This window comes from Aquirufa regiilacus, from assembly GCF_032470275.1.
In the GTDB taxonomy this organism is placed as follows: Bacteria; Bacteroidota; Bacteroidia; order Cytophagales; family Spirosomataceae; genus Aquirufa; species Aquirufa regiilacus.
Window position 1 is genome coordinate 1,072,969 of the sequence record NZ_JAVNWW010000001.1, and the last position, 16,884, is coordinate 1,089,852.

A 16,884-nucleotide genomic window follows, 5' to 3' on the forward strand; every position below is an offset into this window, starting at 1 on the left:
CCGCTTATTTTTTAATTATTAACGTGGCATTCATTACCTTTGTTTTATGAAAAAAGTATTGTTTATTGACCGGGATGGAACGATTATTCACGAACCCATCACAGACCAACAAGTTGACAGCTACGAGAAATTAGCATTTCTTCCGAATGCCATTTCTAATTTGAAGAAAATCACCCAGGAATTAGATTTCGAATTGGTGATGGTAACGAATCAAGATGGCCTAGGAACAAGCGCATTTCCAGAGGAGACTTTTTGGCCTGCACACAATAAAATGCTTGAAATCTTAGCGAGCGAAGGCATCGAATTCACGGGTATTCACATCGATCGCAGTTTTCCTGCTGATAATTTACCTACGCGAAAGCCTGGTATCGGAATGCTAGGTGAATACCTAACGGGCAACTATGATTTAGCGAATTCATTCGTACTAGGTGATCGAGAAACGGATGTACAGCTAGCTAAAAACCTTGGGGCAAAGGGCATTTACATCAGTGAACAAACAATTTCTCCAGCGCTAATCGACAGCCTTGCGTTAACTTGCACGGGCTGGGATGCTATTTATCAATTCCTGAAGTTGCCCGCGCGCAGCGTAAGTCACCAGCGCAATACACACGAGACTAAAATTCAAATAGAGCTAAATCTAGATGGAAGCGGAAAGGCTGCCAATCAAACGGGTTTAGGCTTTTTTGACCATATGCTGGATCAAATCGCCAAACACGCAAATGTTGATTTAGCCGTGACCGTTCAAGGTGATTTACACATTGACGAACACCATACCATCGAAGATACCGGAATTGCTTTAGGGGAAGCATTTACACTCGCACTGGGTGATAAGCGCGGAATCAATCGCTATGGCTTCTTATTACCGATGGATGAATGCCTCGCACAAGTGGCTTTGGACTTTTCAGGACGTAATTGGTTGGTTTGGGAAGCAAGCTTTAAGCGTGAGATGATTGGTGAAATGCCGACGGAAATGTTCTCCCACTTCTTCAAGTCATTCTCAGATGCAGCAAAATGCAATTTGAATATTCAAGCAAGTGGCGAAAACGAACACCACAAAATCGAAGCTATATTCAAGGCTTTTGCCAAAACCATTCGCATGGCCGTAGAAAGAGATATAAAAAATTTAAATTCTTTACCGAGTACCAAAGGATTACTCTAAACAAATTGTTAATTTTGCACAAATAATTAAATACTATGGGATATTCAGGAGCAGCATTCTTTATCATTTTGTTCGCGATTTCAATCGTTGTAGGAGCAAAACTTCAAAAGATTTACAAAGAAAGAGGAAAATAATCCCTCTTTCTTTTTTTTACATCCAGCCCTCATCTGCAAAACTCACATAAGTACTCGCACTAATAATGAGGTGATCCGCAACGAGCATGTCTACGCTCTTTGCAGCAGCAAGCATTCGATTTGTTAATTGTTTATCAGCTTCACTAGGCTGTAAATGTCCCGACGGGTGATTATGCGCTAAGATTAAGCTACTGGCTTGTAAATGAATCGCCGACTTAAGTATCAACTTGATATCGACGACTGTGCCAGCAATTCCTCCCCGACTAATACATTCCTTTTTGATCATACGAGCGGCGCGATTCAAGTATATTACCCAAAACTCTTCGTGGACTAAATCAGCTAAATGTGATTTTAGCAAATCATAGGCATCAGCCGATTGTCTTATTCGGTCTACTGTCGCATTAGCTTGGTAATCCATTCTTCTTCGGCCCAATTCCATGGCTGCGACTAATACAGCCGCCTTCGCTACACCGATGCCTTTGATTTTTCGGAATTCAGGCAAGCCCCATCGACCCAAGGTAGCTAGATCACCATCCACTTGTCGAATCATTTCACGTGCCAAATCCAAAGCAGAATAATCCCGAATTCCAGTACCGATCAGAATAGCTAAAATCTCCTCTAATCGAAGAATTTCGCGCCCCTTTGTAAATAGTATCTCCCGCGGGCGATCCTCTGCCAATAAATCTTGTATTTTCTGATAGGTCATGTACGAATGTAATGCCTATAAACAAGAAAACCCCGCACGAAGCGAGGTTTATCAAGTACCTGATAATAAGGGATTAAGCTGCGATTTTGTTCGCTAACTTCGCTAATTTCGATTTCTGATTAGCTGCCTTATTTTTATGAATGATGTTTTTCTTTGCTAATTTATCCAACGCAGAAGATACTTGTTTGAACAAGTCAGATACAATTGCCTTGTCAGTAGTCAATCTCAATTTCTTGATTAACGTACGAGTAGATTTGTGTTGGTAACGATTGCGCAAACGCTTTGATTCATTTGCCCGAATACGCTTTAGTGCTGATTTATGATTTGCCATCTTTAAAAAAATTCTCTTTTCTGTAAAATTGAATTGCAAAAGTAAGCAAAAGGTTTAGAATTTACAATACACCACAAAAAAATACCTGATGAAATATTTCCTCTGCTGCTTATTTGTTTGCCAACAAGCTTATGCTCATTTACCTTGGGGATTCTACGCCCACAAAAAAATCAATAAACAGGCAATTTTCACCCTTCCTCCTCCCCTCATAAATCTTTATAAGAGACACATAAACGCGATAGAACGTTTTGCCGTATTACCCGATCAGCGACGTCATAGTCTAGATCAAGAAGCGGCCCGTCATTACATTGACTTAGATCGCTACCCAAAAGAACAGATTAAATATATGACTTGGGAAAATGCATTAAATTATTATTCAGAAGATTCGCTTCAAAAACACGGGATTGTACCCTGGAACATACTTACCTATTACAAGCAACTTAAATATGCATTTACGGTTAGAGACACAATCCGAATCATCAAACTATCGGCAGAACTTGGTCATTATGTGGCAGATGCGCATGTTCCGCTGCATACAACTTCCAATTATGATGGCCAACAAACCAACCAAGTAGGGATTCACAGTTTCTGGGAATCAAAAATACCGGAACAAATCCAAGAGCAATTAGATGATTGGACAGGTCCAGCGGAATACATTCCAAATGTCCTACGAGATGCTTGGGATTGGATATTTGAATCGCATAGTTTATTGGCCCACGTATTTCAAGGTGAGCGATTAATCAACGAACGAATGTCTGATTCGAAAAAATACAAGCATGGACAGAAAGGTATGAACTTAGAAAAATTGTACTCTGAACAATACATCAATGCCTACCACAAACAACTTGATAATCAGGTAGAAAAGCGTTACCGAGAATCCGTCAAACACATCGGAAACCTTTGGTATTCCGCATGGCTTGAAGCAGGTGAGCCCGATTTCAAATAATTTTATGCAATTTTGCAACATGAATGCATCGAAATTTGTCCAATTAAAGCACGGGAAGGACGCCCCGGTCAAACGATTTCACCCTTGGGTCTTCTCTGGAGCAATCGTAAAACAAAGCCCAAACCTGCAAGATGGTGATTGGGTAAATGTTTATAGTAGTCGGGAAGAATTCCTAGGTACCGGACATTTCCATCATGGAAGCATAGCTGTCAAGATCATTTCATTTCAAGAAATCACATCTAAAGCTACGTTTTGGGAAAACCGCATTCAAAATGCATGGGATTTACGTAGCCTACTTCCCTTAAAAGACACGAACGCCTTCCGATTAATCCATGGAGAAGGTGATGGATGTCCAGGCCTCATCATGGACTTGTACAAGGACGTACTCGTATTTCAAGCCCATACGATCGGAATGCACCGTGACCGTGACGAGATTGTCGAAGCGGTTAAAAATGTATTAGGCAAAAAAATCAAAGCGATTTACGATAAAAGCAGGGAAACCCTACCGACCGAATATGCCCAATCTTGTACCAATGCATTCGTATTTGGCGAAGTAAAAGTTCCCTATACCGTTAAGGAAAATGGTATTTCCTTTTCGATTAACTGGATTACCGGACAGAAAACAGGCTTCTTCATCGACCAAAGAGAAAACCGAGCCTTATTAGCTCAATATGCGAAAGGCAAGTCAGTATTAAATACCTTTTGTTATTCGGGAGGATTCTCGCTCTATGCGTTGAAAGCTGGAGCCTCTTCGGTCATTTCGTTAGATGCATCCGCCAAGGCGATAGATTTAGTCAATGCGAACATCGATTTGAATAAGATGCAAGCGCTCAATCATCAAGCCATTGTAGGTGAAACACTCCCTTATTTAAAAGCGAATGAGGATGAATTTGATATCATTGTATTAGATCCACCTGCATTTGCCAAATCGATGAATGCTAAACACAAAGCACTTCAAGGATATCAAAAAATCAATGAATTAGCCTTGCGTAAAATCAAGAAAAATGGGCTGTTATTTACCTATTCTTGTTCACAAGTTATCACGCGAGATTTGTTCTATAACATGCTCGTGGCGGCAGGTATCGCGGTAGGTCGGGAAATTCAAGTTATTCACCAAATGACTCAATCGCCAGATCATCCTATCAACTTATTCCATCCGGAGAGTAATTACCTGAAAGGATTCGTATTGAAAGTATTATAACAAAAAAGGCAGCTCGAACTGGACTGCCCCAATAAGTGTCTAACTTTTTGGGGGCAGTCCAAAAGCTGCCTTTTTTTATTAATCAACGAATCGGAAGATTCGATTCCAACGGATTTTATCGAGCGAGAACAAGGGTTTGTTCGGATCAATCGACATCCAAACAAATACTGCTTTCCCTACGATATGGTCAGCAGGTACAAATCCCCAAAAACGAGAATCCGCTGAGTTATGCCGATTATCTCCCATCATAAAATAATAATCTTGTTTAAAGGTATAGGAAGTCATGGCTTGACCGTTCTTCACTAATTTATCCCCAGCTAAAACGATATCTGAATTCCCTTCATATTTGATAATAGCCTCCTGGTACAATTTGACATTCTTCCGATCTAATTGAACAGTCAATCCTTTAGCAGGAACTTTCAATGGACCATAAAAATCTCGATTCCATTTAAAATCAACCGTATCGTGCGGAAACATATCAATATACGTCAAACCCTTCGGATCCTTAAATGCATCCAAATCAAACGATTTAGCCCAAGGCAAGGAATTAATTTCATCGATATGCTTCTTCGATGTATTTAATTTGTAACCAGCTAATTGATTCGTAGAATCTGCTAAAGGCAACCAATCGGCTGAATCATAACTAGCATCAGGTGAATTACGAATTCCGTATTCAGCAAAAAAAGCATCATCTAAGTTTTCTTTCGTCTTCATAAAGACAGGATGCTGCATCTTTTCAGGATTCTCCATCGCCTTGTTATTGACAAATACTTGTTGGTCTCTTACCTCCAAAACATCACCCGGCGTAGCCACACAACGCTTCACATAAAACGTACGTAAATCCAAAGGTGAATCTCCATCTTCTTCGAAATTAGGCACATTGAACACGACAGCATCTCCTTGCTTCACCTTTGAAAATCCAGGTAAACGGTAGGTAGGCAATTGTACCCATGATAAATAAGATGGTAAATTCGTAAACCAAATCTTTTGATGTGTCAATGGTAGTTGCAAAGGAGTTTTAGGCGTACGAACCCCGTAATGCATCTTGCTTACAAATAAAAAGTCTCCTACCATCAATGAACTTTCCATCGAGGGAGTAGGAATGGTATAGGCCTCAAATAAGAAAAAACGGATTAATGTCGCTGCGACTACGGCAAATACGACTGAATCCAACCATTCTCTGAATGGTGATTTTTGCTTAGGCTTGTTATTTTCAGTTGGTTTCATGAATTCTTGTGTAAATATTTATCGATTAATTCTTGTGAGGGTTTGTAAATATAAGGATGAGGAAACCCATTTTCTATGAATGTAGGGTCCTCCATATTGGTGTAACGAAAATGACACGACCATCGAATATCATCATTCGTAATGACTCCCGACTCGTGAACTAGTAAAGTTGAAAAAATGGCTACATCACCCAATTTCATAGATTTTTGAACACGTGGAAAAGATGACCGATCAAAATCAACTTCAGCAAATCCGTATTCAATACGATCTGTTAAGGGGCCAAGTTTATGGGATCCAGGATAAAAAACCACAGGTCCGTGCGCAATGTCAAGATCCATTAATGGCAACCAAACTACAACAGAGTCATCGGATGCCAACATCGACGTCCAATCTTGATGTAAGGGTGTCTTATAAAAATGCTCAGATTTGGCTAAGGAAGGATGATTGAAAAACAAAACAGGGCGCGTACACATCAAGGGATGAGAAAGACCTAAATCCTTCAATAAGGCCATCAAATCAGGATTAACAGCTAATTGATAGAGCTCAATCAAACCACTTTGAATCATTTTTCCACAAGCAATGAATTCTTCTAAATGATGCACAAAAAGACTTTGCATTTGCGTCAAATAATCTCCTTGAATCCCAAACCGCTTAAACTGAATTTCAAAAATTGCCTTAGCAGCTTGTTGTATTTGACCAATTAATTGAGGATCAAAAAAGCCTGGCAATATGATTAAGCCTTGTTCTTGTAATTCCTTTTTTAAAGCTAAACGATCCATGTTACTTAATTTAATAAATCATCCATGCCCAACACACCTTTCTTGTCTTTTACCCATTCCGCCGCAATAACAGCACCTAAAGCAAAGCCTTCCCGACTGAATGCTTCATGCGTTATCTCAATTTGATCAACTTTCGAAATGTATTTAACAGTATGAGTTCCTGGAATAATAGATTCTCTTTGTGACCAAATAGCAACTTCATTCGCTGCCGGAATCTCATTATTAACCCATTTTGTTTTGGCTGGATAGGCATCGATAATTCCTTCAGCAATCGTAATAGCCGTTCCTGAGGGAGAATCCTTTTTCTCTAAATGATGAATTTCATTCGTATAAATGTCATATTCCGGATGACCAGCCATCAACGTGGCTAGGGTTTTATTCAATTTAAAGAATAAATTAACTCCAATGGAATAGTTTGACGCATAAAAGAAAGTTGATTGATGCTTAGCTGTGGCTGCCTCTACTTGCGCTTTTTGCTCTAGCCAACCTGTCGTACCGCAAACCACAGGTATTTGCTTCTCAATACATGTCATGATATTTCCAAAAGCTGATGCTGGATTTGAAAACTCAATCGCAACATCGACATCCTGTTTACTTAATTGGCTTAAAGCGGCTTGATTATCTACATCAATGCGCGCAACGATTTGATGGCCCCGACCGATCGCCAAGCGCTCGATCTCTTTTCCCATTTTTCCGTAACCAATTAATACAATTTTCATAAACTTCATTTTTTAAAATTAAACGATAAGCTCAAACCTGACACCATACCTTGTGATAAAGGGTCCATTTCCATGATTGGCTTAACACGAAGACTTAAATCATCAGAGACATCAAAGGTTTTTAAATGTGCACTAACATTCGCATCTACAACATTCAAAGCCCATGCTAAGACCATTCCGATATACGTATAATCGCGATTACGTCGAAAGCCATCATTGATTCGCTTCAATTGATTTACATCTAAATCGCGCGTAACTCCATCCTCATAAGGTACGGCTACCGTTGCAGGTGGGACATAGGTAGGATCATCAGCATGCAAGGAAACGACGTAATAATAGCCTCTGTATTTCGTGTATCGTACCTGATTATAATTTGCAATCATTCCCAAGGTTACAAAGGCTCCTGCAACCAAAGGTAATTTCCAATATTGACGATTATACAATTGACCCCAACCAGGAATCATTAAAGATTTCAACGTTGCTTGTCGGGGAATAATTTTATAAGGCATTTTAACAACCTTGACCGAATCATTCTTTTGTAGCCGCAATGAATCCAACGGTGCAGAAAACCCAACACTTGAAACCATTATCAAACAAAAAAAGCACATCAATCGAATACGCATAGCTTACGAACGAATAGCCTCTAGCACTTTTAATAATTCCTCTTTCGACTTGAACGTAATCTTCATCTCTCCCTTACCTGCTTCATTCATTTTTAAAGAAACAGGGGCTTGAAAGAAATCAGTCAATGAACGCTGCCATTGCGCAAGTTCATTCGTATTTACTTTCCCTTCTCCACCCGTTGGCGTATCGACAGCAGGTGTCGCTGATTGACGAACCGCGTCTTCTAGTCGGCGCACAGACCATTCTTCCGAAATTGTCTTGAGAAATAATTGCTGTTGGACTTCAATATTCTCTACCGAAATCAAACAACGTGCATGTCCCATGGATATTTTATTATCCCGAATCGCGACCTGAATGTGCGGTGGCAATTTCAACAAACGCATGTAGTTTGTAACCGTTGACCGGTTTTTACCTACGCGAGCTCCCAAATCTTCTTGACGCAAATCACATTCCTCCATCAAACGTTTGTAGGAAAGGGCAATCTCAATCGCATTTAAATTTTCACGCTGAATGTTCTCAATCAACGCCATTTCGATCATTTGTTGATCATCAGCTGTACGAACATATGCTGGAATACGGGTTAAACCCGCAATCTTCGAAGCTTGTAAGCGTCGCTCTCCTGAAATCAATTGAAATTTCCGAGGGGCCACTTTACGAACAGTAATAGGCTGAATAATCCCTTGTACCCGAATGGATTCAGCTAAATCTTGTAATGCAGATTGCTCAAAGTGCTCACGTGGTTGATAGGGATTTGTTTCAATAAATTCCAAAGGAATCTCCTCCATTAAATTTACGCCATCTAGGCCACCTAGACTATCCGCACCTTGACGCGCAGAGCTTTGGAGATTCTCAGAATCCTCCAATAAAGCGCCCAAACCTCTACCTAATCCGATACGCTTCTTATTTGCTTCTTGCTTACTGCTCATGTAATGTTAAATCAAATGGTTTGTAATAGGCCATTTTTTAGGATAATCTCCTTGGCTAAATTCAGGTAACTAATGGCTCCCTTACTATCTGCATCATGCAGGATAGCTGGAATACCATAACTCGGCGATTCCGATAATCGAATATTTCGTGGAATAATGGTTTCAAAAACCATATTTTTAAAATGCGAATTCACTTCGTTAACGACCTGATTTGATAAACGTAAACGTAAATCATACATCGTCAACAATATTCCTTCAATGACTAATCCTGGATTCAATCGGGATTGAATAATCTTAATCGTATTCAACAATTTACCCAAGCCTTCCAACGCATAATACTCGCATTGTACCGGGATAATGACCGAATCTGCTGCAGTTAAGCTATTAATCGTAATCAAGCCAAGCGATGGAGAACAGTCCATGATAATGAAATCATACTGATCTTTAATCCCCGCTAACGCCTCTTTCATCTTTCCTTCACGATTCGTTAAATTAATCATCTCAATCTCAGCACCTACCAAATCGATATGCGAGGGAATAATATCCAAAAAAGGCACCTCTGTGGCTAGGATACTTTCTGAAACGGTAGCAATACCTACCATACATTCATATATACTCCGGCTCACTTCTTTGGGATTAAATCCAAGTCCTGAAGTTGAATTTGCCTGAGGATCCGCATCAATCAAAAGTGTCTTAAATTCCAATGCCGCCAAACTTGCAGCTAGATTTATAGCCGTCGTTGTTTTTCCAACACCACCCTTTTGATTTGCAATTGCGATAATCTTACCCATGAATGATTTGAATTAATTTTTCGTTAACGAATTGAACCAACAATATTACGAAAAAGGTTTCACATCTTTTTTCAAAATTGGCCCAACTAGCGCTGAAATTTTATCATTCAAGTTTTGCTTGATTTAAACAAAGATATTTTATCTTGCCCACCGATTATCAACAACCTATACATGACACAAAATTCGACCGCTCACCCCAAAGGACTTTATGTACTTTACTCCACAGAAATGTGGGAAAGATTTAATTTCTATGGCATGCGCGCCATTCTATCTCTTTTCTTAGTCAATGCTTTGGCATTTAAACAAAACGAGGCGTCCATTTTATATGGAGGGTTTCTAGGATTAAGCTACCTCATGCCTATGTTGGGCGGATATGTATCTGACCGCTATTTAGGCAATCGAAATTGCATTATTTTAGGTGGCCTCGTAATGTCAATTGGGCAGCTCTTTTTATTTGGTTCAGCAAGTACATTTTTAGACAACTTTCCTTTAGCCAATTCACTTATGTGGATTGGATTATTGTTTTTAATCATTGGAAATGGCTTTTTCAAGCCCAATATATCCTCAATGGTAGGTTCCCTATACCCTAAAGGGGATAATCGTTTGGATTCTGCATTTACCATTTTCTACATGGGAATCAATACGGGCGCCTTCCTTGGAATGCTTATTTGTCCGCTCGTTGGTGACATTAAGGTTGATGGCGTTCGAAACGTAGAAGCCTTCAAATGGGGCTTTTTGGCTGCTGGATCAGCCATGTTATTTGGAACCATTTTATTTTACTTCCTCAAAAACAAATACATTATCTCTCCTACAGGTGAGGCCGTTGGGCTGAAACCCGTGTTCAATCAAACACAAACTGTTTCGGACGAATCTGAAAAAGCCGAATTTTCAACGAATTCAATCTTGACAACGCTTGCATTATTTGTCGTACTCGTATTTGGAATCCATTTCTATATCGTTACCGCTGAAGCAAATCTGATAAAAGACTGGATTTACCCCATTATTTATGCATCAGGCATCAGTTTGGCCTTTTTGATCATGACAGATAAGACATTGACCAAAATAGAACGCGATCGTATTTGGGTTATGTACATCATCGCATTTTTTGTTATGTTTTTCTGGGCTGCATTCGAACAAGCAGGATCATCCTTAACTTTTATCGCAGACCAACAAACAGATTTGCATTTTTTAGGCATTGAATTACCTCCTAGTTCGGTACAAAATGCGAATTCCATTTTTATCATTTTATTGGCCTTGCCCTTTAGTTGGCTTTGGGTTAAACTTCAAAACGTAGGTTTTGAGCCAAATTCACCAACCAAACAATCTTTTGGCTTATTGTTACTTGCCATTGGATATTTCATTATTGCATCACAAGTGAAGGATTTAGGAAGTAATAAATTGGGCGTTGGCTGGTTCTTTGTTATGTATTTATTTCATACCATGGGCGAGCTTTGCTTATCTCCCATCGGTTTATCCCTTGTTTCAAAACTTGCCCCTAAGCGCTTCTCATCCCTATTAATGGGTGTTTGGTTTATTGCAAACGCTGCAGGTTATGCCTTAGCTGGAACGCTGGGAGCCTTATTGCCGCCAACGGAAGTTGTTGCTGGTGTTGCCTTACCGAGTTTTTTAGGCTTTGAAATCCACAACCTATATGAATTCTTTATGGTATTTGTGAGTTTGGCGGGCTTAGCTGCCATTTTATTATACATCTTAGCTTCTGGACCTTTAAAACGAATGATGCACGGCATCAAATAAAAATTATGCACGGACCTGACCACCATTTACACGAACAACATTTAAAAAGTTCCGATTTTATCACCGACATGGTAATTGGGATGTCTGATGGACTGACTGTCCCATTTGCGCTTGCCGCTGGTTTATCTGGTGCGGTTGACTCCGCAGCCATCGTGACTGCCGCTGGAATCGCTGAAATTGTCGCAGGTTCAATTGCGATGGGCCTAGGAGGTTACTTAGCGGGTCAAACCGAACAGGAACATTATGAAGCTGAATTAAAGCGAGAATACGAAGAAGTAGAACGTGTACCCGAAAGAGAAAAAGAGGAAATCAGAGAAGTCTTTGAAGATTACGGCTTAAGTCCTGAAGCTCAGGAAATTGTGGTAGAAGCTATTTCCAAAGACAAGGACAAATGGGTAGATTTTATGATGCGCTTTGAATTAGGACTTGAAAGGCCTCATCCGAATCGTGCTCGCAATTCCGCGTTGACCATTGGTATATCATACATTATCGGAGGATTTATTCCGCTTCTCCCCTATTTTTATGTAGAACAACCCGTTGATGGATTGAAATATTCCGCAGCCGTGACCGTGTTAGCATTATTGATTTTTGGTTATTTCAAAAGTAAAATAACGGGGCAAAATCCAATTATAGGATCGTTAAAAGTAACTTCAATTGGTGCAGCAGCGGCAACCGCTGCCTATTTAGTCGCTAAATTATTTCAATAACCCAAAGCGGTATCATCACCCCTTGAATCAGCACCTCCTTGATATTTTCCATCAGGGAGGACTAATATTCCTTCCACAAGTCCAATATTACCAGACGGTGTTAACACGTAGCCTTTAGATTTTAATCGGCCCATTTGTGCTTCATCAAATCGTTTTTCCTCATAGCGGGTTAAATCAGGTAACCATTGATGGTGGAACCTTGGATATTCTACAGCCGCTTGCATGTTCATTCCAAAAACTAAACTGTTCAACATCACCTGAAATACACTTGTGATGATTGTAGATCCACCCGGGGTTCCAACAACCATTTTCAATTTATTACCCTCTGTTACAATGGTAGGTGTCATACTTGACAACATCCGCTTACGTGGTTGAATTTCATTCGCTTTCGTACCCACGAGTCCATACAAATTAGGAACACCGGCTTTGGCACTAAAGTCATCCATTTCGTCATTTAATAAGAAACCGCCACCACCAACAAACACCTTACTTCCATAGGAATTATTTAAGGTAGTCGTAATAGACACGGCATTACCAGCATGATCAACGATGGAATAGTGCGTTGTTTCAGGACTTTCATAGCCCGGGAAATCACCTGCAGCAACATCTGAACTCTTCGACGCTTGATTAAAGTTCATCGTACTCATACGCTTTGCGAGATATGACGCATCCAACAATTGTGCGAGCGGTACGTTAACAAAATCAGGATCACCTAACCACTTGGCCCGATCAGCATAAACGCGGCGTTCTGCTTCAATCATCAGTTGAATGGTTGAATCCGATTTCGCTCCCCAGGTTGCTATGGGGAAATTTTTGAGCATACTAAACAATTGACCAATAGCTAAACCACCGCTTGAGGGAGGTGGCATCCCGATGATTGAATACTGCTTATATTGACTAACTAAAGGTTTACGCCAAATCGCACGGTAAGATTTCAAATCTTGATGTGTAATTAATCCGCCTTGTCGCTCCATTTCTTTGACCAAAAGATTGGCTGTTTCACCCTCGTAAAATCCTTTTGCCTTTTTTTCTCGAATTCTTTCTAAGGTAGTAGCTAAATCCGTCTGAACAAATAATTCACCCGTTGCCCATTGGGAACTATCTGCTTTCACCATATAGGCTCCTCCTGGGTTATAACGCATGAAATCTGTCCGATTCCGATTAAGTCCTCGCGCTTCTTTCTCCGTCAAAATCACCCCGTGACGTGCAAGATCTATGGAAGGCTGAACTAAATCTGCCCAAGAAAGCTTGCCAAAACGTTTGTGCATCGCTTGCATTCCCGCGACCGCCCCAGGAACTCCTACGGAATGGATTCCCAATAAACTCTTCCCAGGTATCACTTGACCCGTCGAATCTAAGTACATGTCACGTGAACCTGACAATGGTGCTACTTCCCGATAATCCAAAGTAAACGACTTTCCTTTGGCAGATCGATAAACCAAAAAACCTCCTCCACCAATATTTCCGGCTGCGGGATGACAAACGGCTAAGGCAAAATTCACTGCCACCGCTGCATCAATGGCATTTCCTCCTTTTTTTAATATCTCAAGTCCAATGTTACTTGCCGCTGGATGAGTCGTTACAACCATACCTTGGGAAGCCTCAACGAGCGGTTTAATTGTAGCTTGACTAAACGATGAAGATGAAAAAAGAAAGAAAAAGAAAAATAATATTCGATTCATGTGAAATTGCATTATGGATGAAATGGCATTTTAAAAAAGCATTAGCGAATTAAAGTAATAATTTCATCAAAACCTCAATTCATTAACATTGTGATAATAAAAATTTAAATTTACCTTTGTCTTACGTATTAAGTATTTACAAACCTTAAAGCAATTAAAGTGGATATTTTCGAGAAAGTTGTCAAAAACATGGGACCCATTGGAGCCCATGCCCATTATTCCCACCATTATTTCTCATTTCCTAAGTTGACCGGTGAATTAGGTCCTCGCATGACCTTCATGGGCAAAGAAATGTTAAACTGGTCGTTGAACAACTATTTAGGATTAGCCAATCATCCAGAGGTTCGTAAAGCAGATGCAGATGCTGCAGCAAAATACGGTTTAGCCTACCCAATGGGGGCTCGTATGATGTCAGGCAATACAGATGAGCACGAAGAATTTGAAAGACAATTAGCAGAATTTGTAGGCAAAGAAGATTCATTTCTTTTGAATTATGGCTACCAAGGTGTCATGTCAATCATTGAATGTATGGTTGATCACCGGGATATCATCGTATATGATGCCGAGTCACATGCATGCTTAATTGATGGCATTCGTTTACATAAAGCAAAAATGGGAGACTACTACAAGTTTAACCACAATGACATGGATTCATTGCGCAAGAACTTGGAGCGTGCCACAAAGCGAACACAAGAAACAGGTGGTGGCATTTTGGTAATCACAGAAGGTGTTTTTGGTATGTCAGGAAAGGTAGGTTCACTGGATAAGATTGTCGAGATGAAAAAAGACTTCAATTTCCGACTATTGGTTGATGATGCACATGGATTTGGTACGATGGGTGCCAATGGTCGTGGGGTTGGTGAGCATTTAAATTGCACAGAAGGGATCGATTTATATTTCTCAACCTTCGCCAAATCAATGGCAGCGATTGGTGCATTTGTCGCAGCACCAAAAGATATTATCATGTATTTAAAATACAATATGCGTTCTCAAACCTATGCAAAAGCATTACCGATGCCATTTGTAATCGGGGGAATGAAACGCTTAGAATTAATAAAGAAGCATCCGGAATTACGTGAGCAACTTTGGGCGAATGTAAGAGCGCTTCAAAAAGGATTAATTGAAAAAGGATTTGATATTGGCGAAACTACGTCACCCGTAACTCCCGTTTTCTTACATGGCGAATATGATATTAATGCCGTAACAAAGCTCGTTCGTGATTTACGTGAAAATATGGGTATTTTCTGCAGTATTGTTGTTTATCCCGTTGTACCTAAAGGTCAAATCATGTTACGTATCATTCCTACGTCTTCCCACACACTCGAAGATATCGAATATACATGTACGTGTTTTGCTGAAGTTCAAAATCGTTTAAAATCGGGCTATTACAGAGATTAGAATTGATTAAAAGGTATATTTTATCTTTTTTTTCACTTTTTAAACTTTTTTTTGTCTTTTTTATGCAGAATAATTTGCGGGCTATGCAAATTTTACTAAATTTCGTCTTATAAGCGCTTCAAACAGCGAATAAAGACAATCTAACTTTTTTTACAACCTAAAAATTCAAATTATTATGAGCAGATTTGCACAAGTAAAAGACCTAATTTTATCATTAGAAGGTGATTTCGAAAAATTCTACGACAAAGGAAACCAGGCAGCTGGAACTCGCGTTAGAGGTGGTCTTCAACAATTGAAAACTTTGGCTCAAGAAATCCGTACTGAAGTTCAAGAGAAAAAGAATGCAGCGAAATAATTGCAGATTTCTAAGCAATAAAAAAAAGCCCGACATCGGGCTTTTTTTTATGTTCAATACTTTCTAAAAAAGATCGGCATGCATCACAGATGCAATACCATCTACCATGATTTTACCTCGTTCCATTTCAAAAACCTGCGTTTTGATTTCAGCTGTATGTTTAACATTATTAACTGTTGCAACTTCAAACTTAACTTGATACGTTTGCCCTACGTATAAAGGGCGCTTAAACTCCGAAATCTGCTTTAGATAAACACTTCCAGAACCTGGAAATTCCATACCCATCACACGCGAAAACACACTCGCAATTAACGCTCCATGAATTATTGGTTTCTTAAAAGGGGTCTTGGCAGCAAATGCCTCATCCCAATGCAATGGATTAAAATCTCCTGATATTTTACAGAAATCATTTACCTGATCCTGCGTGAATGAAAATTCAATTTCGTAACAATCTCCTACTTTGATCATATTCTTATCTATTATTTAAAAAATGGCGGTAAATTGCACAAAAATCACTGCATGGTTTATTTTATATACAATCCAAACGCTGGAAACAAAAGTAATAGATATCGACAAAATTTGATAAATACACTTAAAAAGATTCCGAATTCACAGCTATTACTTACGGAATACCCCAATCATGCAGAGGAAATAATCAAGTCCATCATTCCATCAAATCCCTTCAAAATCATTGCGATCGGTGGAGATGGCACAATCAACGAAATAGGTAATGCGCTGAAGGGAACAGACATTCCCATGGGCATCATCCCCTTAGGGTCTGGCAATGGATTAGCCAGGCACCTCAATATACCCATGAAGACCAAAAAAGCACTTGAAATCGCACTTCATGGGCATGCCGACTTTATTGATGTATTAGGCTGGAACAAACGAGCATTTTTCTGCACAGCAGGAATTGGATTTGATGCCACAGTTGCTGCAATATTTCACGCAGGCAATGGCAGAGGTCTATTGAATTACATTAAAGCTAGCTTACAAGCTTTTCTTACCTATAAACCCATCGAAATTAAAGTAGGCTCCCAACCTAAACAAAACTACTTTTCTGTAACGATTGCCAATGCAAATCAGTTTGGAAATAACGCATACATATCGCCCATTTCAAATTTGCAAGATGCTCTTTTTGAAATAGTTAAAATAAAAAATGGCAATTTATGGCAAAAAGCCCAACTTGGAATTAGCCTATTTTCAAAACAGATTCACCAACATTCATTGGTCGAAGTATTGCAAGCAAAATCGATCCAACTCCAATGCGCTCAAGGCATAAATTATCATGTCGATGGAGAAAGCTTACAAACACAAACAGACCGAATTGAAATAGAACTACTCCCTGAAAAGCTTTTAGTCGTCCATCCTTAAATATTAAGGCAATATCCGTACAAAATACTGAATATAAGGCACTTAACGCATAATTGATATTTAAAAATTT

18 protein-coding genes are annotated in these 16,884 nt (G+C 39.6%); 8 read left to right on the forward strand and 10 right to left on the reverse strand.

All coding sequences use genetic code 11. The annotated features are described in order from the left end of the window. The first annotated feature begins 46 nt into the window (after nt 1-46). Entirely contained in the window at nt 47-1,159 is a 1,113-nt protein-coding gene (hisB, locus tag PQG45_RS04725; protein WP_315575335.1) for a bifunctional histidinol-phosphatase/imidazoleglycerol-phosphate dehydratase HisB, read from the forward strand. 150 nt (nt 1,160-1,309) lie between these two features. Here the strand turns inward: hisB and radC are convergent, their stop codons facing one another. Together radC and rpsT are read right to left on the reverse strand one after the other, a co-directional pair. Next, nucleotides 1,310-1,999 (reverse strand): RadC family protein, encoded by a 690-nt coding sequence (gene radC / locus PQG45_RS04730; RefSeq protein ID WP_315575333.1) that lies wholly within the window; start codon nt 1,997-1,999, stop codon nt 1,310-1,312. A 73-nt stretch (nt 2,000-2,072) separates the two neighbouring features. Further along, complete coding sequence (gene rpsT, locus PQG45_RS04735) at nt 2,073-2,330, reverse strand: 30S ribosomal protein S20 (RefSeq protein WP_315575331.1); 258 nt, start codon at nt 2,328-2,330, stop codon at nt 2,073-2,075. A gap of 88 nt (nt 2,331-2,418) precedes the next feature. On the opposite strand from rpsT, the gene PQG45_RS04740 reads away from it, so the two are divergent. Both PQG45_RS04740 and PQG45_RS04745 read left to right on the forward strand, forming a co-directional pair. Next, entirely contained in the window at nt 2,419-3,276 is an 858-nt protein-coding gene (locus PQG45_RS04740) for a zinc dependent phospholipase C family protein (RefSeq protein ID WP_315575329.1), read from the forward strand. A 19-nt stretch (nt 3,277-3,295) separates the two neighbouring features. After that, complete coding sequence (locus tag PQG45_RS04745) at nt 3,296-4,477, forward strand: class I SAM-dependent rRNA methyltransferase (RefSeq protein ID WP_315575327.1); 1,182 nt, start codon at nt 3,296-3,298, stop codon at nt 4,475-4,477. A gap of 78 nt (nt 4,478-4,555) precedes the next feature. Here PQG45_RS04745 and lepB read toward each other — a convergent pair whose 3' ends face one another. The 6 genes from lepB to PQG45_RS04775 are packed head-to-tail and all read right to left on the reverse strand — an operon-like array spanning nt 4,556 to nt 9,543. Continuing rightward, nucleotides 4,556-5,704, reverse strand: a complete 1,149-nt coding sequence (gene lepB, locus PQG45_RS04750) for a signal peptidase I (RefSeq protein WP_315575325.1) — start codon at nt 5,702-5,704, stop codon at nt 4,556-4,558. After that, nucleotides 5,701-6,483, reverse strand: a complete 783-nt coding sequence (locus PQG45_RS04755) for a phytanoyl-CoA dioxygenase family protein (protein WP_316070363.1) — start codon at nt 6,481-6,483, stop codon at nt 5,701-5,703. Before PQG45_RS04755 ends, lepB begins: the two co-directional genes overlap by 4 nt. 5 nt (nt 6,484-6,488) lie before the next feature. Continuing rightward, the gene (dapB, locus tag PQG45_RS04760) at nt 6,489-7,202 is read right to left on the reverse strand and encodes a 4-hydroxy-tetrahydrodipicolinate reductase (RefSeq protein ID WP_316070364.1); all 714 of its coding nucleotides are present in this window, start codon (nt 7,200-7,202) and stop codon (nt 6,489-6,491) included. A gap of 5 nt (nt 7,203-7,207) precedes the next feature. Beyond that, nucleotides 7,208-7,789 carry a DUF5683 domain-containing protein gene (locus tag PQG45_RS04765; protein WP_316070365.1) on the reverse strand — a complete coding sequence of 194 codons (582 nt, stop codon included), beginning with the start codon at nt 7,787-7,789 and terminating at the stop codon, nt 7,208-7,210. 39 nt (nt 7,790-7,828) lie between these two features. Then, on the reverse strand, nt 7,829-8,752 hold the full coding sequence (locus tag PQG45_RS04770) for a ParB/RepB/Spo0J family partition protein (protein WP_315575320.1): 924 nt from the start codon (nt 8,750-8,752) through the stop codon (nt 7,829-7,831). 11 nt (nt 8,753-8,763) lie between these two features. After that, the gene (locus PQG45_RS04775; RefSeq protein WP_315575319.1) at nt 8,764-9,543 is read right to left on the reverse strand and encodes a ParA family protein; all 780 of its coding nucleotides are present in this window, start codon (nt 9,541-9,543) and stop codon (nt 8,764-8,766) included. Nucleotides 9,544-9,714: 171 nt separating this feature from the next. Between PQG45_RS04775 and PQG45_RS04780 the strand changes: the two genes are divergently transcribed. Both PQG45_RS04780 and PQG45_RS04785 read left to right on the forward strand, forming a co-directional pair. Next, a complete protein-coding gene (locus PQG45_RS04780) occupies nt 9,715-11,298 on the forward strand; it encodes a peptide MFS transporter (RefSeq protein ID WP_316070366.1) in 1,584 nt (527 codons plus the stop codon). 5 nt (nt 11,299-11,303) lie between these two features. Beyond that, complete coding sequence (locus tag PQG45_RS04785; RefSeq protein ID WP_315575315.1) at nt 11,304-12,005, forward strand: VIT1/CCC1 transporter family protein; 702 nt, start codon at nt 11,304-11,306, stop codon at nt 12,003-12,005. Here the strand turns inward: PQG45_RS04785 and ggt are convergent. Beyond that, nucleotides 11,999-13,687, reverse strand: coding sequence for a gamma-glutamyltransferase (ggt, locus tag PQG45_RS04790; RefSeq protein ID WP_316070367.1), 1,689 nt, complete (start codon nt 13,685-13,687; stop codon nt 11,999-12,001). The two genes, PQG45_RS04785 and ggt, sit on opposite strands and share 7 nt — an antisense overlap. Before the next feature lie 159 nt (nt 13,688-13,846). Between ggt and PQG45_RS04795 the strand changes: the two genes are divergently transcribed. Together PQG45_RS04795 and PQG45_RS04800 are read left to right on the forward strand one after the other, a co-directional pair. Then, nucleotides 13,847-15,085: an aminotransferase class I/II-fold pyridoxal phosphate-dependent enzyme gene (locus PQG45_RS04795; RefSeq protein WP_316070368.1), complete on the forward strand. Its 1,239-nt coding sequence runs from the start codon at nt 13,847-13,849 to the stop codon at nt 15,083-15,085. Nucleotides 15,086-15,260: 175 nt separating this feature from the next. Further along, the gene (locus tag PQG45_RS04800; RefSeq protein ID WP_315575309.1) at nt 15,261-15,440 is read left to right on the forward strand and encodes a histone H1; all 180 of its coding nucleotides are present in this window, start codon (nt 15,261-15,263) and stop codon (nt 15,438-15,440) included. Between the two features lie 63 nt (nt 15,441-15,503). On the opposite strand, the gene PQG45_RS04805 is transcribed toward PQG45_RS04800, so the two are convergent. Next, entirely contained in the window at nt 15,504-15,908 is a 405-nt protein-coding gene (locus PQG45_RS04805) for a MaoC family dehydratase (RefSeq protein WP_315575307.1), read from the reverse strand. Nucleotides 15,909-15,959: 51 nt separating this feature from the next. On the opposite strand from PQG45_RS04805, the gene PQG45_RS04810 reads away from it, so the two are divergent. Beyond that, on the forward strand, nt 15,960-16,814 hold the full coding sequence (locus tag PQG45_RS04810) for a diacylglycerol/lipid kinase family protein (protein ID WP_315575305.1): 855 nt from the start codon (nt 15,960-15,962) through the stop codon (nt 16,812-16,814). Nucleotides 16,815-16,884 lie beyond the last annotated feature (70 nt).

What these genes read in the sequence shown, in the direction of transcription:
- PQG45_RS04765 (WP_316070365.1), bottom strand. Translation starts at nt 7,789, where the DNA reads ATGGTTTCAAGTGTTGGGTTTTCTGCACCGTTGGATTCATTGCGGCTA.
- PQG45_RS04745 (WP_315575327.1), top strand. Translation starts at nt 3,296, where the DNA reads ATGAATGCATCGAAATTTGTCCAATTAAAGCACGGGAAGGACGCCCCG.
- PQG45_RS04755 (WP_316070363.1), bottom strand. Translation starts at nt 6,483, where the DNA reads ATGGATCGTTTAGCTTTAAAAAAGGAATTACAAGAACAAGGCTTAATC.
- PQG45_RS04805 (WP_315575307.1), bottom strand. Translation starts at nt 15,908, where the DNA reads ATGATCAAAGTAGGAGATTGTTACGAAATTGAATTTTCATTCACGCAG.
- dapB (WP_316070364.1), bottom strand. Translation starts at nt 7,202, where the DNA reads ATGAAAATTGTATTAATTGGTTACGGAAAAATGGGAAAAGAGATCGAG.
- radC (WP_315575333.1), bottom strand. Translation starts at nt 1,999, where the DNA reads ATGACCTATCAGAAAATACAAGATTTATTGGCAGAGGATCGCCCGCGG.
- PQG45_RS04810 (WP_315575305.1), top strand. Translation starts at nt 15,960, where the DNA reads ATGGTTTATTTTATATACAATCCAAACGCTGGAAACAAAAGTAATAGA.
- rpsT (WP_315575331.1), bottom strand. Translation starts at nt 2,330, where the DNA reads ATGGCAAATCATAAATCAGCACTAAAGCGTATTCGGGCAAATGAATCA.
- PQG45_RS04800 (WP_315575309.1), top strand. Translation starts at nt 15,261, where the DNA reads ATGAGCAGATTTGCACAAGTAAAAGACCTAATTTTATCATTAGAAGGT.
- lepB (WP_315575325.1), bottom strand. Translation starts at nt 5,704, where the DNA reads ATGAAACCAACTGAAAATAACAAGCCTAAGCAAAAATCACCATTCAGA.
- PQG45_RS04785 (WP_315575315.1), top strand. Translation starts at nt 11,304, where the DNA reads ATGCACGGACCTGACCACCATTTACACGAACAACATTTAAAAAGTTCC.
- ggt (WP_316070367.1), bottom strand. Translation starts at nt 13,687, where the DNA reads ATGAATCGAATATTATTTTTCTTTTTCTTTCTTTTTTCATCTTCATCG.
- PQG45_RS04770 (WP_315575320.1), bottom strand. Translation starts at nt 8,752, where the DNA reads ATGAGCAGTAAGCAAGAAGCAAATAAGAAGCGTATCGGATTAGGTAGA.
- hisB (WP_315575335.1), top strand. Translation starts at nt 47, where the DNA reads ATGAAAAAAGTATTGTTTATTGACCGGGATGGAACGATTATTCACGAA.
- PQG45_RS04740 (WP_315575329.1), top strand. Translation starts at nt 2,419, where the DNA reads ATGAAATATTTCCTCTGCTGCTTATTTGTTTGCCAACAAGCTTATGCT.
- PQG45_RS04780 (WP_316070366.1), top strand. Translation starts at nt 9,715, where the DNA reads ATGACACAAAATTCGACCGCTCACCCCAAAGGACTTTATGTACTTTAC.
- PQG45_RS04775 (WP_315575319.1), bottom strand. Translation starts at nt 9,543, where the DNA reads ATGGGTAAGATTATCGCAATTGCAAATCAAAAGGGTGGTGTTGGAAAA.